25 protein-coding genes and 1 pseudogene are annotated in these 12,785 nt (G+C 62.8%); all 26 read right to left on the reverse strand.

Translation table 11 applies throughout. The features are described 5' to 3' along the window. Positions 1–94 precede the first annotated feature (94 nt). Entirely contained in the window at positions 95–487 is a 393-nt protein-coding gene (gene rpsK / locus AAG799_RS04720) for a 30S ribosomal protein S11 (RefSeq protein WP_298727782.1), read from the reverse strand. A gap of 36 nt (positions 488–523) precedes the next feature. Next, entirely contained in the window at positions 524–901 is a 378-nt protein-coding gene (gene rpsM / locus AAG799_RS04725; RefSeq protein ID WP_341894650.1) for a 30S ribosomal protein S13, read from the reverse strand. A 188-nt stretch (positions 902–1,089) separates the two neighbouring features. Then, on the reverse strand, positions 1,090–1,740 hold the full coding sequence (locus tag AAG799_RS04730) for an adenylate kinase (protein ID WP_341894651.1): 651 nt from the start codon (positions 1,738–1,740) through the stop codon (positions 1,090–1,092). Beyond that, positions 1,740–3,086 carry a preprotein translocase subunit SecY gene (gene secY / locus AAG799_RS04735; RefSeq protein ID WP_341894652.1) on the reverse strand — a complete coding sequence of 449 codons (1,347 nt, stop codon included), beginning with the start codon at positions 3,084–3,086 and terminating at the stop codon, positions 1,740–1,742. The genes AAG799_RS04730 and secY overlap by 1 nt, the downstream gene beginning before the upstream one ends. A gap of 83 nt (positions 3,087–3,169) precedes the next feature. Beyond that, entirely contained in the window at positions 3,170–3,685 is a 516-nt protein-coding gene (rplO, locus tag AAG799_RS04740; RefSeq protein WP_341894653.1) for a 50S ribosomal protein L15, read from the reverse strand. Positions 3,686–3,733: 48 nt separating this feature from the next. Then, positions 3,734–3,943, reverse strand: a complete 210-nt coding sequence (gene rpmD / locus AAG799_RS04745; RefSeq protein WP_341894654.1) for a 50S ribosomal protein L30 — start codon at positions 3,941–3,943, stop codon at positions 3,734–3,736. 5 nt (positions 3,944–3,948) lie between these two features. After that, positions 3,949–4,524, reverse strand: a complete 576-nt coding sequence (gene rpsE, locus AAG799_RS04750; protein WP_341894655.1) for a 30S ribosomal protein S5 — start codon at positions 4,522–4,524, stop codon at positions 3,949–3,951. Between the two features lie 16 nt (positions 4,525–4,540). Then, on the reverse strand, positions 4,541–4,894 hold the full coding sequence (rplR, locus tag AAG799_RS04755) for a 50S ribosomal protein L18 (protein WP_341894669.1): 354 nt from the start codon (positions 4,892–4,894) through the stop codon (positions 4,541–4,543). 29 nt (positions 4,895–4,923) lie between these two features. Next, on the reverse strand, positions 4,924–5,457 hold the full coding sequence (rplF, locus tag AAG799_RS04760) for a 50S ribosomal protein L6 (protein ID WP_341894656.1): 534 nt from the start codon (positions 5,455–5,457) through the stop codon (positions 4,924–4,926). A gap of 10 nt (positions 5,458–5,467) precedes the next feature. Further along, complete coding sequence (gene rpsH / locus AAG799_RS04765) at positions 5,468–5,863, reverse strand: 30S ribosomal protein S8 (protein WP_341894657.1); 396 nt, start codon at positions 5,861–5,863, stop codon at positions 5,468–5,470. A 12-nt stretch (positions 5,864–5,875) separates the two neighbouring features. Then, on the reverse strand, positions 5,876–6,181 hold the full coding sequence (rpsN, locus tag AAG799_RS04770) for a 30S ribosomal protein S14 (protein ID WP_341894658.1): 306 nt from the start codon (positions 6,179–6,181) through the stop codon (positions 5,876–5,878). A 20-nt stretch (positions 6,182–6,201) separates the two neighbouring features. Next, on the reverse strand, positions 6,202–6,747 hold the full coding sequence (gene rplE / locus AAG799_RS04775; protein ID WP_341894659.1) for a 50S ribosomal protein L5: 546 nt from the start codon (positions 6,745–6,747) through the stop codon (positions 6,202–6,204). 11 nt (positions 6,748–6,758) lie between these two features. Further along, the gene (rplX, locus tag AAG799_RS04780) at positions 6,759–7,082 is read right to left on the reverse strand and encodes a 50S ribosomal protein L24 (protein WP_341894660.1); all 324 of its coding nucleotides are present in this window, start codon (positions 7,080–7,082) and stop codon (positions 6,759–6,761) included. Between the two features lie 3 nt (positions 7,083–7,085). After that, complete coding sequence (gene rplN / locus AAG799_RS04785; protein ID WP_144257933.1) at positions 7,086–7,454, reverse strand: 50S ribosomal protein L14; 369 nt, start codon at positions 7,452–7,454, stop codon at positions 7,086–7,088. A gap of 35 nt (positions 7,455–7,489) precedes the next feature. Further along, entirely contained in the window at positions 7,490–7,726 is a 237-nt protein-coding gene (gene rpsQ / locus AAG799_RS04790) for a 30S ribosomal protein S17 (protein WP_341894661.1), read from the reverse strand. An 11-nt stretch (positions 7,727–7,737) separates the two neighbouring features. Next, positions 7,738–7,938, reverse strand: a complete 201-nt coding sequence (rpmC, locus tag AAG799_RS04795) for a 50S ribosomal protein L29 (protein ID WP_341894662.1) — start codon at positions 7,936–7,938, stop codon at positions 7,738–7,740. Between the two features lie 3 nt (positions 7,939–7,941). Continuing rightward, a complete protein-coding gene (gene rplP / locus AAG799_RS04800) occupies positions 7,942–8,361 on the reverse strand; it encodes a 50S ribosomal protein L16 (RefSeq protein WP_341894663.1) in 420 nt (139 codons plus the stop codon). Between the two features lie 17 nt (positions 8,362–8,378). Further along, positions 8,379–9,083 (reverse strand): 30S ribosomal protein S3, encoded by a 705-nt coding sequence (gene rpsC / locus AAG799_RS04805; protein ID WP_341894664.1) that lies wholly within the window; start codon positions 9,081–9,083, stop codon positions 8,379–8,381. After that, positions 9,083–9,529 carry a 50S ribosomal protein L22 gene (gene rplV / locus AAG799_RS04810; protein ID WP_341894665.1) on the reverse strand — a complete coding sequence of 149 codons (447 nt, stop codon included), beginning with the start codon at positions 9,527–9,529 and terminating at the stop codon, positions 9,083–9,085. Before rplV ends, rpsC begins: the two co-directional genes overlap by 1 nt. A gap of 2 nt (positions 9,530–9,531) precedes the next feature. After that, on the reverse strand, positions 9,532–9,810 hold the full coding sequence (gene rpsS, locus AAG799_RS04815) for a 30S ribosomal protein S19 (protein WP_297686995.1): 279 nt from the start codon (positions 9,808–9,810) through the stop codon (positions 9,532–9,534). Positions 9,811–9,829: 19 nt separating this feature from the next. Then, the gene (gene rplB / locus AAG799_RS04820; protein ID WP_341894666.1) at positions 9,830–10,666 is read right to left on the reverse strand and encodes a 50S ribosomal protein L2; all 837 of its coding nucleotides are present in this window, start codon (positions 10,664–10,666) and stop codon (positions 9,830–9,832) included. Between the two features lie 4 nt (positions 10,667–10,670). Then, a complete protein-coding gene (locus tag AAG799_RS04825) occupies positions 10,671–10,964 on the reverse strand; it encodes a 50S ribosomal protein L23 (protein ID WP_341894667.1) in 294 nt (97 codons plus the stop codon). Then, positions 10,961–11,581 carry a 50S ribosomal protein L4 gene (gene rplD / locus AAG799_RS04830; RefSeq protein WP_341894670.1) on the reverse strand — a complete coding sequence of 207 codons (621 nt, stop codon included), beginning with the start codon at positions 11,579–11,581 and terminating at the stop codon, positions 10,961–10,963. Before rplD ends, AAG799_RS04825 begins: the two co-directional genes overlap by 4 nt. Positions 11,582–11,605: 24 nt before the next feature. Continuing rightward, positions 11,606–12,286 carry a 50S ribosomal protein L3 gene (rplC, locus tag AAG799_RS04835; RefSeq protein ID WP_341894668.1) on the reverse strand — a complete coding sequence of 227 codons (681 nt, stop codon included), beginning with the start codon at positions 12,284–12,286 and terminating at the stop codon, positions 11,606–11,608. Positions 12,287–12,299: 13 nt separating this feature from the next. Next, positions 12,300–12,608 carry a 30S ribosomal protein S10 gene (gene rpsJ / locus AAG799_RS04840; RefSeq protein ID WP_297687003.1) on the reverse strand — a complete coding sequence of 103 codons (309 nt, stop codon included), beginning with the start codon at positions 12,606–12,608 and terminating at the stop codon, positions 12,300–12,302. 29 nt (positions 12,609–12,637) lie between these two features. Further along, positions 12,638–12,785, reverse strand: a pseudogene (gene tuf, locus AAG799_RS04845) (elongation factor Tu); the annotation flags it as partial.

Raw genomic sequence — 12,785 nt, forward strand, 5'->3', positions numbered from 1 at the left:
CACCTCGGGTGCGGCAACGGCCGCCCCAGTAAGTGGGTAGCGGCCGGCCTCATGTTCTTTGTTCTGCGCCGGACCTAAATCCGACGCGGACCGTTTAGATGCGGCGACGCTTCGGCGGGCGGCAGCCGTTGTGCGGGATCGGCGTGACGTCGCGGATGCTGGTGATGACGAACCCGACAGCCTGCAGAGCGCGCAGCGCCGACTCGCGGCCCGAACCCGGGCCCTTCACTTCGACTTCCAGCGTGCGCACGCCATGTTCGGCAGCGCGACGGCCGGCAACATCAGCGGCGACCTGGGCGGCATACGGGGTCGACTTGCGCGAACCCTTGAAGCCCTGGCTGCCAGCCGACGACCAGGCAATGGTGTTGCCCTGGGCGTCGGTGATGGTGATCATCGTGTTGTTGAACGAAGCATTCACATGCGCAACGGCAGATGTGATGTTCTTCTTTTCCTTGCGCCGGGGGCGCGCGGCCTTGTCCTTGACCATGAGTATCCTGCAGTCCTTAAAACGGGGGCTAACGGTTTAGCGCGCGGCCTTCTTCTTGCCGGCGATGGCGACCGCCTTGCCCTTGCGGGTACGGGCGTTGGTATGGGTACGCTGGCCACGGACCGGCAGACCCTTGCGATGACGCAGGCCACGATAGCAGCCCAGATCCATCAGGCGCTTGATGTCCATGGCGATCTCACGGCGCAGGTCGCCTTCAACCTTGTAATCGCGGTCGATGGTCTCACGGATCTGCAGAACCTCGGCGTCGGTCAACTGATTGACCCGGCGCTCCGACGGGAGGCCCACCTTTTCGCAAATCTCTTTCGCCTTCACCCGGCCAATACCGTAGATGTAGGTCAGTGCGATCTCGACCCGCTTGTTGGTCGGAATGTTCACGCCAGCAATACGCGCCACGCTTTTTCTCCTCGAATCACCCGCTCCGGCACGACCGGAGCGTTCACCTTGGCACAGTTAAGACATACAGAAAACCAACGCAGTCAATGACTTACGTCGGGATTCGCAGCCTTAATTTTCGCTCGCGCCCGTTGCCAAGGGGCGCGATTATAGAAACTTCCTTCACTCAGTCAACTACTTAAGTGGGCTTAAAGCGAAGCCAAAACGGCCTCGATTTGCTGCGTCACTTCGTCGATTTCAGCCATCCCATCCACCTTCCGCAGGATGCCCCGCCCCTCGTAATACGGGAGAAGCGGTGCCGTCTGCTCGTGGTAGGCCTTCAGACGCGGAACCACGGTTTCGGCCTTGTCATCCGCACGGCGGGTGAATTCGGTCGAGCCACAGCGGTCGCAGACGCCTGCCTGCTTGGTCGGCTGGAACTTGTCATGATAGCCCGCGCCGCACTTGGCACAGGTGAATCGGCCGGTAATACGCTCAACCAGGATGCCGTCATCGACCTGCATCTCGATCACGGTATCGAGCTTGAGCTTGCGTTCGGCCAGCATCTTGTCCAGCGCTTCCGCCTGCTTGGTGGTGCGCGGGAAGCCGTCCAGGATGAAGCCCTTGCGGCAGTCCGGCTGATCGATGCGTTCGGCGATGATGCCGACCACGATCTCGTCGGAGACCAGGGCGCCGCTGTCCATCACGGCCTTGGCCTTGAGACCGGTGGCGGTGCCGGCCTTGACGGCGGCACGCAGCATGTCGCCGGTCGAAAGCTGGACCAGGCCATGCTTGGCTGTCAGGCGCTGGGCCTGGGTGCCTTTGCCGGCGCCGGGCGGTCCGAGCAGAATGAGTCTCATTATTTCCGCGCTCCCCTCAGCTTGGCCTTCTTGATGAGGCCCTCATACTGGTGTGCCAGCAGATGCGACTGGATCTGGGCAACGGTATCCATGGTCACGCTGACCACGATCAGCAGCGAGGTGCCGCCGAAGTAGAACGGGACCGAGTACTGGGAAATCAGGAACTCCGGCAGCAGACAGACGCCGGCGATATAGGCGGCACCGACGACAGTAAGGCGCGTCAGCACATAATCGAAATACTCGGCGGTACGCTGGCCCGGACGGATGCCCGGCACAAAGCCGCCATACTTCTTCAGGTTATCCGCAGTCTCGTTCGGATTGAACACGACCGAGGTATAGAAGAAGCAGAAGAATACGATCAATGCGACATAGGTCGCCATATACAGCGGCTGACCATGGCCCAGCAGCGTGGTCACGGTGGTGACCCAGCCCGGCGCGCCCGCACCAGCGGTGAACTGGGCAACCGTCGCCGGCATCAGCAGCAGCGACGAGGCAAAGATCGGCGGGATGACGCCGGACGTATTCAGCTTGAGCGGCAGATGCGAGCTTTCACCGCCGAACATGCGGGCGCCCTGCTGTCGCTTGGGATACTGCACCAGGATGCGGCGCTGGGCGCGCTCCATGAACACGATGAAGGTAATGACGCCGACGATCAGGACCAGCAGGAACAGGATGAAGAAGGTGCTGAGCGCGCCGGTGCGGCCGAGTTCCATCGTGGCCGCGAAAGCCCGCGGCAGTTCCGCGATGATACCGGCGAAGATGATCAGCGAGATGCCCTGGCCAACGCCGCGCTGGGTGATCTGCTCGCCCAGCCACATCAGGAACAGCGTGCCGCCGGTCAGCGTGACCACGGTGGTGAGACGGAAGAACATGCCCGGATCGAGCACGGCGCCGCCGCGTGTACCGGCCATGCCTTCAAGGCCGACGGCAATGCCGTAGGACTGGATCAGCGCCAGGAAAACGGTACCGTAGCGGGTATACTGGTTCAGCTTCTTGCGGCCGGACTCGCCTTCCTTCTTCAGCGCTTCCAGCTGCGGGGTTACCGCAGTCAGCAGCTGCACGATAATGGAGGCCGAGATATACGGCATGATGTTGAGCGCGAAGATGGTCATGCGCTCGAGCGCGCCACCGGCAAACACGTTGAACATGCCGAGGATGCCGCCGGACTGCTGGCGGAAGATATCGGCCATGATCTGCGGATCGATGCCAGGCAGCGGAATATAGGTGCCAAGCCGGTACACGATCAGCGCGCCGATCGTGAACCAGATGCGCTTCTTCAATTCGGTCGCTTTGGCAAATGCCCCAAGATTGAGGCTGCCTGCCATGCGTTCCGCTGCCGATGCCATATGCGAGCCCTAAAATCCGACCGCGTGAACCTGATACGGACGACGGGGCTCGCGCCCCGCCGTTGTGACCTGAAAGGTCTGTCTTACTTCTTCTTGCCCTTGGCCTTCTTCTCGGCCTTCGGCTCGGCTTCGGCCTTCGGGGCGATCAGCACAGTGATGCTGCCGCCAGCCTTCTCGACCGCCGCCTTGGCGGTGCCCGAGGCGCCGCTGACGGTGATGGTGACCTTGGCCTTCAGCTCGCCGGTGCCGAGCAGACGCACGCCGCCGGCCTTGCGCGAGCACAGGCCCGCAGCCTTCAGCGCCGCTTCGTCGATCGGCTTGGTGGCATCGATCTTCTTCTTGTCGATGGCTGACTGCAGGCGACCGATGTTCACGGTCTCGAAATGGACCGGGTTCAACGGATTGAAGCCACGCTTCGGCAGACGACGATAGATCGGGGTCTGACCGCCTTCGAAGCCACTGATGCTGACGCCGGTGCGGGCCTTCTGACCCTTGACGCCGCGGCCCGAGGTCTTGCCCTTGCCCGAGCCGATGCCGCGACCGACGCGCATCCGGTTCTTGCGGGCGCCCTCGTTGTCGGCAATCTGATTGAGACGCATGTTCCTAACCCTTCCGCTCGGACCGGCCTGAAGCCAGTCCTGTGATCCTTAGCCTTCGACCTGCAGCAGATGCTGCACCTTGGCGATCATGCCGCGCACCGAGGGGGTATCCTCCAGCTCGCGGGTCTGATGCAGCTTGCGCAGGCCCAGACCGACCAGCGTGCCCTGCTGATCGGCAGTGCGCTTGTTGGCCGAACGCACCCAGGTGACCTTCACGGTCTTGCCGGCCGGCTTGGCCGTCTTCTTAGCAGCAGCCATGGAGATTACTCCTCGGTCTCGGTACGGCGGCCGAGCAGGTCGGAGACCTTCTTGCCGCGCTTTGACGCGATATGGCGCGGGGCGTTCAGGCCCTTGAGAGCCTCGAAGGTCGCCTTCACCATGTTATGCGGATTCGACGAACCGAGCGACTTGGTCACCACGTCGGCAACGCCGAGCGTCTCGAACACGGCGCGCATCGGGCCGCCGGCGATGATGCCGGTACCGGCCGGAGCCGTGCGCAGAACGACCTTACCGGCGCCATGACGGCCCTCGATGTCGTGATGCAGCGTGCGGCCTTCGCGCAGGTTGACGCGGATCATGTTGCGCTTGGCATGCTCGGTCGCCTTGCGGATCGCTTCCGGCACTTCACGGGCCTTGCCCGAACCGTAACCGACGCGGCCCTTCTGGTCGCCGACGACGACGAGAGCGGCAAAGCCGAAACGACGGCCGCCCTTCACCACCTTGGCAACGCGATTGATGCTTACGAGCTTGTCGACGAGTTCGTTCTCGCCGCGCTCGCGATCACCACCGCGGTCGCCACGATCACGCTCGCCCCGTTCACCCCGTTGAGTAGCAGCCATTGTACCCAAACCTTTCTTAGAATTTCAGACCGGCTTCACGCGCCGCGTCAGCGAGCGCCTTGATGCGGCCGTGATAGAGATAGGCGCCGCGGTCGAAGGTGACATCGGTGATGCCGGCGGCCTTGGCACGCTCGGCGATCAGCTTGCCGACCTCGGAGGCCGCCTTGCTGTCGGCACCGGTCTTCAGCGAACCGCGCAGGCCAGCTTCGAGCGACGAGGCGGCGGCGACAGTCACCCCCTTCACGTCGTCGATCACCTGGGCGTAGATGTAGCGCGAGGAGCGATGCACGCTCAGGCGCGGACGACCATGCGCTGCCGCAATGATCTTGGTGCGGTTGCGCTGCTTGCGGCGCTCGTTCAGCGCGTTCAGGCGAGTCTTCAGGCTCATAGCGGCATCCCTTACTTCTTCTTGCCTTCCTTGCGCAGGATGGTCTCATCAACATACTTGATGCCCTTGCCCTTGTAGGGCTCCGGGGGCTTGATGCCGCGGATGTCCGCTGCGACCTTGCCGACCAACTGCTTGTCCGCACCCGAGATCTTGATCGAGGTGGGCTTTTCCACCTTGATTTCGATGCCGGCCGGGATCGGATAGATGACTTCGTGGCTGAAGCCCATGTTCAGCTGCAGGTTCTTGCCCTGCATCGCCGCACGCAGACCGACGCCGTTGATTTCCAGCTCTTCGTTGAAGCCGTCCTTGACGCCCTTGACCAGGTTGTTCACCAGCGTGCGCTGCATGCCCCACATGGAGCGGGCGCGGCGGGTGACCTGACGCGGCTTGACGGTGATCTTGCCGTCAACCAGCGTGACGTCGAGATCTTCAACGATGGTGAGCTTCAGCTCACCCTTCGGGCCCTTTGCCGTCAGGGTCTGGCCGGCCAACTGGACCTGCACGCCCTGCGGCACGGGAACCGGATGCTTGCCGATACGCGACATGATCAGCTCCTTAGAACACGCGGCAGAGGACTTCGCCGCCGACATTGGCAGCGCGAGCCTCAGTGTCGGACATCACGCCGCGCGGGGTGGACAGGATCGAGATCCCGAGACCGCCACGCACCTTGCCGAGGTCCTTGATTGCCGAATACACGCGACGGCCGGGCTTCGAAACGCGATCGATGGTCTTGATGACCGGCTCGCCTTCGAAATACTTCAGCTCGATGCGCAGGTTGCGCTTGTTGCCATCTTCCTGCAGCTCGTAGCCGCGGATATAGCCTTCCTTCTTCAGCACTTCGAGCACGTTCATACGCAGCTTCGAAGCCGGGGAAGCGATTGCCGCCTTACCCGCCTGCTGCCCGTTACGGATACGGGCAAGCATATCGCCCAGGGGATCGGTCAGAGCCATCTGTTGCTCTCCTTACCAGCTCGACTTGGTCATGCCCGGGATCTGGCCGCTCGAGGCCAGTTCACGGAGCATGTTGCGCGACAACTTCAGCTTGCGATAAACGGCGCGCGGACGGCCGGTCAGTTCGCAACGGTTGCGCACACGGATCTTTGCGGAGTTGCGCGGCAGTTCGGCCAGCTTCAGGGCCGCCTCGAAACGCTCTTCCGGGGTGATCGTCTTGTTCTTGATCGTCGCCTTCAGCTTCGCGCGCTTGGCGGCGAACTGCACCGACATCCTGCGGCGACGCTCATTCTTCTCAACAGCACTGGTCTTAGCCATATCCGGTGTCCCTTCTCGGCTCAGTTCTGGAACGGCATGCGGAAACCGGCCAGCAGGGCCTTGGCTTCCTCGTCCGTCTTCGCCGTGGTGCAGATGATGATGTCCATGCCGCGGGTTGAATCGACCTTGTCGTAGTCGATTTCCGGGAAGATGAACTGCTCCTTCAGGCCGAGCGCGTAGTTGCCGCGGCCATCGAAGCTCTTGCCGTTCACACCGCGGAAGTCGCGCACGCGCGGCAGGGCGATGTTGATCAGGCGGTCCAGGAATTCATACATGTGCTCGCGACGCAGCGTCACCTTGCAGCCGACGCCCTGGCCTTCGCGAAGCTTGAAGTTCGCGATCGCCTTGCGCGACTTGGTCAGGATCGGCTTCTGGCCGGTGATCGCAGCCATTTCGGAGGCCGCGGCGGTCAGCTTCTTCGAGTCCTGGGCAGCCTCGCCCACACCCATGTTGACGACGATCTTGGTGATCTTCGGCACTTCCATGGAATTCTTGTAGCCGAACTTCTCGGTCAGCTGCTTGCGGACCTGCTGTTCGTAGATGTCTTTCATGCGCGGATTGGCCATCTCAGCCTCCATCAGCGATCGATGACTTCGCCGGAGCGCTTTGCAACGCGCACCTTGCGGCCATCTTCGAGGAACTTGACGCCAACGCGGGTCGGCTTGCCGTCCTTGGGGTCGGCGAGCATCACGTTGGAAACATGCAGCGGGGCTTCGCGCTGCTCGATGCCACCGGCCGCAGTGCGGCTCGGCTTGACATGCTTGATCACCTTGTTGGCGCCCTGCACGGTCACGCGATTGCTCTCGCGGCTCACGCTCAGCACTTCGCCGGTCACACCCTTGGAGCGACCAGTGATGACGACAACCTTGTCGCCTTTCTTGATCTTCATAGCTTCAGCCATGGCTCAGAGCACCTCCGGCGCCAGCGAAATGATCTTCATATGGCCCTTGCCGCGCAGCTCGCGGGTGACCGGCCCGAAGATACGGGTGCCGATCGGCTCTTCCTGCTTGTTGATCAGGACAGCGGCATTGCGGTCGAAGCGGATGGCACTGCCATCGGCGCGGCGGATTTCCTTCGCCGTGCGGACGATGACGGCACGATGCACGTCGCCCTTCTTGACCTTGCCGCGCGGGATCGCGTCCTTGACGGACACGACGATCACATCGCCGACCTGGGCAGTCCGGCGCTTCGCGCCACCCAGCACCTTGATGCACTGGACTCGGCGTGCGCCCGAATTGTCGGCGACGTCGAGATTGGTTTCCACTTGGATCATTGGACCTGTACCTCGCTAAACTATCTTGGTGCGGTTCAGGAAGCGTTTTCGACGACGATCCAGCGCTTAAGCTTGGAGATCGGCTTCGATTCCTGAATCGACACAACCTCGCCCTCTTTCCGAGAATTGGTCTCGTCATGGGCGTGGTAATTCTTCGAACGGCGGATGAACTTCTTGTACACCGGGTCCATGATCCGCCGCTCAACCTTGACGACGACGGTCTTGTTGCCCTTGTTGCTCACCACGACGCCCTGCAATACGCGCTTCGGCATCTTTTCTCTCCTTACGCCTTCTTGGCGCCGGCCTGCTTATGCAGGGCGGTGCGCACTCGGGCGACGTCGCGGCGCACTTGCTTCACGCGCGCGGTGTTCTCCAGCTGACCCGTCGCCTTCTGGAAGCGCAGATTGAACTGCTCCTTCTTCAGGTCGACAAGCTTGGTATTCAGCTCATCCTTGGTCTTACCGACCAGTTCACTGTTCTTCATGGCTTAAGCTCCCTCACCCAGGCGGGTGACGACCTTGGTCTTGATCGGCAGCTTGGCAGCGCCGAGCTGGAAGGCTTCCTTGGCGAGATTCGCCGGGATGCCGTCGAGTTCGAACATGATGCGGCCGGGCTTGACGCGGGCCACCCACAATTCGGGCGAGCCCTTGCCGGAGCCCATGCGGACTTCGGCCGGCTTCTTCGACACCGGCACATCCGGGAACACGCGGATCCACATGCGCCCCTGGCGCTTGATGTGGCGGGTGATCGCACGGCGGCAGGCTTCGATCTGGCGGGCGGTGACGCGCGCCGGCTCGAGGGCCTTGAGGCCAAAGGCGCCGAAATTAAGGTCGGTGCCGCCCTTGGCAACGCCCTTGATACGACCCTTAAAGGCCTTACGGAACTTGGTACGCTTCGGTTGCAACATCTCTCGTTACTCCCGGCTCAACCTTGGCGGCCCTGATGGCCCTGATGGCCCTGGACCTGTTCGGCCATGCGCTTGTCCTGCGCCATCGGGTCATGCGCCATGATCTCGCCCTTGAACACCCACACCTTCACGCCGCAGCTGCCATAGGCAGTCTTGGCGGTAGCGCGGGCAAAGTCGACATCGGCGCGCAGCGTATGCAGCGGCACGCGACCTTCGCGATACCACTCAACGCGGGCGATTTCGGCACCGCCGAGACGGCCACCGCAGTTGATGCGGATGCCGCCGGCGCCCAGACGCATCGCCGACTGCACGGCGCGCTTCATGGCGCGGCGGAAGGCCACGCGGCGCTCCAGCTGCTGGGCGATATTCTCGGCCACCAGCTTGGCGTCGAGTTCCGGCTTGCGGATTTCGACGATGTTCAGGTGCACTTCCGACTTGGTCATCTTGGCCAGATCGGAACGCAGCTTCTCGATGTCGGCGCCCTTCTTGCCGATCACCACGCCCGGACGCGCCGAGTGGATGGTGATACGGGCCTTCTTGGCCGGACGCTCGATGACGATGCGGGCGACACCGGCCTGGGCCAGGCGCTGCTCAAGATACGCGCGGATCTTCAGATCCTCGTGCAGCAGACCGGCATATTCCTTGTCACTGGCGTACCAGCGGGAATCCCAGGTGCGATTGATGCCGAGACGAAGCCCGACCGGATTGACTTTCTGACCCATTACGCCTGCTCCCCGCTCTGCACTTCAGCCTTCTTGGCCCGCTTGGGCTTAGACTGGGCCGGAGCCTTCTTCTCTTCTTCGCGCTCGCGCACCACGATGGTGAGGTGGCTGAACGGCTTCAGGATCGGCGCGCCGCGGCCACGGGCGCGGGCGTGGAAACGCCGCATCACCAGGCCCTTGCCGACACTGGCTTCGGCGACGACCAGACGGTCGACGTCGAGCTGATGGTTGTTCTCGGCATTGGCGATCGCCGACTGGAGGACCTTGCGGACATCCTGGGCGATACGACGCTTGGAGAAGGTCAGCTCGGACAGGGCAGCCTCGACCCGCTTGCCGCGGATCAGACCAGCCACCACACCAAGCTTCCGGGGGCTAACACGGATGTTGCGCCCCACGGCCATGGCCTCGTTCTCGCCGAGGCGGGTTTCGCGCGCCTGCTTGCTCATGGTTACTTCTTCGCCTTCTTGTCGCCGGCAGTGTGGCCCGGGAAGGTGCGGGTCGGCGAGAACTCGCCGAACTTATGCCCGACCATATCCTCGGTCACATTCACCGGGATGAACTTGTTGCCGTTGTGGACGCCAAAAGTCAGGCCGACGAACTGCGGCATGATCGTCGAACGCCGCGACCAGGTCTTGATGACCTCTTTGCGACCCGACGACGCAACCTTGTCGGCCTTGCTCAGCAGATACCCGTCAACGAACGGGCCCTTCCAGACAGAACGTGTCATGATCTACCTCCTAGCCCGATCAGCTATGCTTGCCCGACGGGCGGCGACGCAGGATCATATTCTGCGTCCGCTTGTTGTTGCGCGTGCGCTTGCCCTTGGTGTTCTTGCCCCACGGGGTCACCGGATGGCGACCGCCAGAGGTGCGACCTTCACCACCACCATGCGGATGGTCGATCGGGTTCATGGCCACGCCGCGAACGGTCGGGCGAATGCCCATCCAGCGCTTGCGGCCAGCCTTGCCAAGCTTGGTGTTCTGGTTGTCCGGGTTGGACACGGCGCCGATGGTGGCCATGCACTCGGCCTGCACCAGACGCTGCTCACCCGAGGCCAGACGAACCAGGGCCATGCCCTGATCCTTGCCGACCAGCTGCACGAAGCTGCCGGCCGAACGGGCCATCTGGCCACCCTTGCCCGGCTTCATCTCCACATTGTGGATGATGGTGCCGACCGGGATCGACTTCAGCGGCATCGCATTGCCCGGCTTGATGTCGGCCTTCTCGCCCGACACCACGCGGTCGCCGGCCTTCAGGCGCTGCGGGGCAATGATGTAGGCCAACTCGCCGTCATCATACTTGAGCAGCGCGATGAACGCGGTGCGGTTCGGGTCATACTCGATCCGCTCGACCACGGCGCCGATGTCGAACTTGCGGCGCTTGAAGTCGATCATGCGATAGCGGCGCTTGTGGCCACCACCGATGTGACGGGTCGTGATGCGACCGAAATGGTTGCGGCCACCGGTCTTCTTCAGGCCCTCGGTCAGTTCCTTGACCGGGCGGCCCTTATGCAGCTGCGAGCGGTCGATCAGCACAAGGCCGCGGGTCGACGGCGTAACTGGCTTGTAAGTCTTCAACGCCATGGCTTCAGATCCCCGTCGTCACGTCGATCTTGTGGCCGTCGGCGAGGGTAATCATCGCCTTCTTCCAATCCGAGCGCTTGCCCGGCTCGCCACGAAAGATCTTGGTCTTGCCCTGCACCAGCAGCGTGTTGACCGCCTTCACCTTGACCTTGAACAGCGCCTCGACGGCGGCCTTGATCTGCGGCTTGGTGGCGGACAGCGGCACCTTGAAGGTGACCTGATTGTACTCGGAAGTACGGGTCGCCTTTTCGGTGATCACCGGGGACAGGATCACATCGTAATGGTTCACGTTGCTCATTTCAGGCGAGCCTCCAGAGCCTCGACCGCGGCCTTGGTCAGAACCAGGGTGTCACGGCGCAGGATGTCGTAAACGTTGGCGCCCTGCTCCGGCAGAACGTCGACGTTGTGGATCGCACGGATGGCGCGGGCGAAATTCTCGTCCAGCACCTTGCCGTCGATCACCAGCGCGCTCTCAAGGCCCATGCCCTTCAGCTTGCTGGCGAGATCCTTGGTCTTGCCGACCGACAGAACGGCGCTGTCGACGATCTTCAGCTTGCCTTCGGCCAGCTTGGTCGACAGTGCGGTCTTCAGGGCCAGCTTGCGGACCTTCTTCGGCAGGTCGATGGCGTGGCTGTGCGGCACCGGGCCGAAAGCCTTACCACCACCGCGGAACTGCGGAGCGCGGATGCCGCCGTGGCGGGCGCCGCCCGAGCCCTTCTGCTTGACGATCTTGCGGGTCGAACCGGCAACTTCGCCATAGGTCTTGGTCTTGTGAGTGCCCTGCTGGCGCTTGGCAAGCTGCCAGATCACATAGCGCTGCAGCAGGTCGGCACGCGGCGGCAGGCCGAACACGTCCTTGGACAGCGTCAGCTTGCCCGAGTCCTTGTTCTCCAGCGTCGTCACGGCGACTTCGATTGTCTCAGCCATGATCATCTACCTTTACTTGGCGGCCTTGAGAGCGGCCGGCATCGGCAGATCCTTAGCGCGCGGCTTCTTCACCGCGTCACGGACCACCACATACTGACCCTCGGAGCCGGGAATGCTGCCCTTGACCATGATCAGGCCGCGGTCAGCGTCCGTGCGCACGATCTGCAGGTTCTGCTGGGTGCGCTGACGGTCGCCCATATGGCCGGCCATCTTCTTGCCCTTGAACACCTTGCCCGGATCCTGGCGCTGACCGGTCGAACCATGCGAACGATGGCTGACCGACACGCCGTGGCTGGCTTCCAGGCCGCGGAAATTGTGGCGCTTCATGACGCCGGCAAAGCCCTTACCGATCGTGGTGCCGGTCACGTCGACAAACTGGCCGACAATGAAATGCTCCACCGACAGTTCGGCGCCGACTTCCACCATCGCCTCGGCCGGGATGCGGAACTCGACAAGCTTGCGCTTGGGTTCGACATTCGCCTTGGCAAAGTGGCCGCGCAGGGCCTTGGTGACATTCTTCGGCTTGGCGGCATCGACGCCGAGCTGGAGGGCGGTATAGCCATCCTTCTCAGCGGTGCGCTGCGCCACCACCTGGCAGTTGTCCACCTTCAGCACGGTGACGGGCACATGTGTGCCGTCCTCCGAGAACAGCCGGGTCATCCCCAGCTTGCGTGCAACCAATCCGGTCCGCATGGGTTCGCTTCCCTTACAGCTTGATCTCGACATCCACGCCGGCGGCGAGGTCGAGCTTCATCAGCGCGTCCACCGTCTGCGGGGTCGGGTCGACGATGTCCAGGAGCCGCTTATGGGTGCGGATCTCGAACTGCTCGCGCGACTTCTTGTCGATGTGCGGCGAACGGTTCACGGTGAACCGTTCAATATGAGTCGGCAGCGGGATCGGGCCACGCACGCGCGCACCGGTGCGCTTTGCGGTGGAGACGATCTCGCTTGTGCTCTGGTCGAGCACCCGATGATCGAACGCCTTGAGGCGGATGCGGATATTCTGGCTATCCATGGTCCTGTGTCCTGTCTGACGCTCGATACTTACGCGATGACCTTGGCGACGACGCCGGCGCCGACGGTGCGGCCGCCTTCGCGGATCGCGAAGCGCAGGCCTTCGTCCATGGCGATCGGCGCAATCAGCTCGACTTCCATCGACACGTTGTCGCCCGGCATCACCATTTCAACGCCG

Origin of the sequence: Ferrovibrio terrae, from assembly GCF_943371255.1 — a bacterium.
GTDB lineage: Bacteria > Pseudomonadota > Alphaproteobacteria > Ferrovibrionales > Ferrovibrionaceae > Ferrovibrio > Ferrovibrio terrae_B.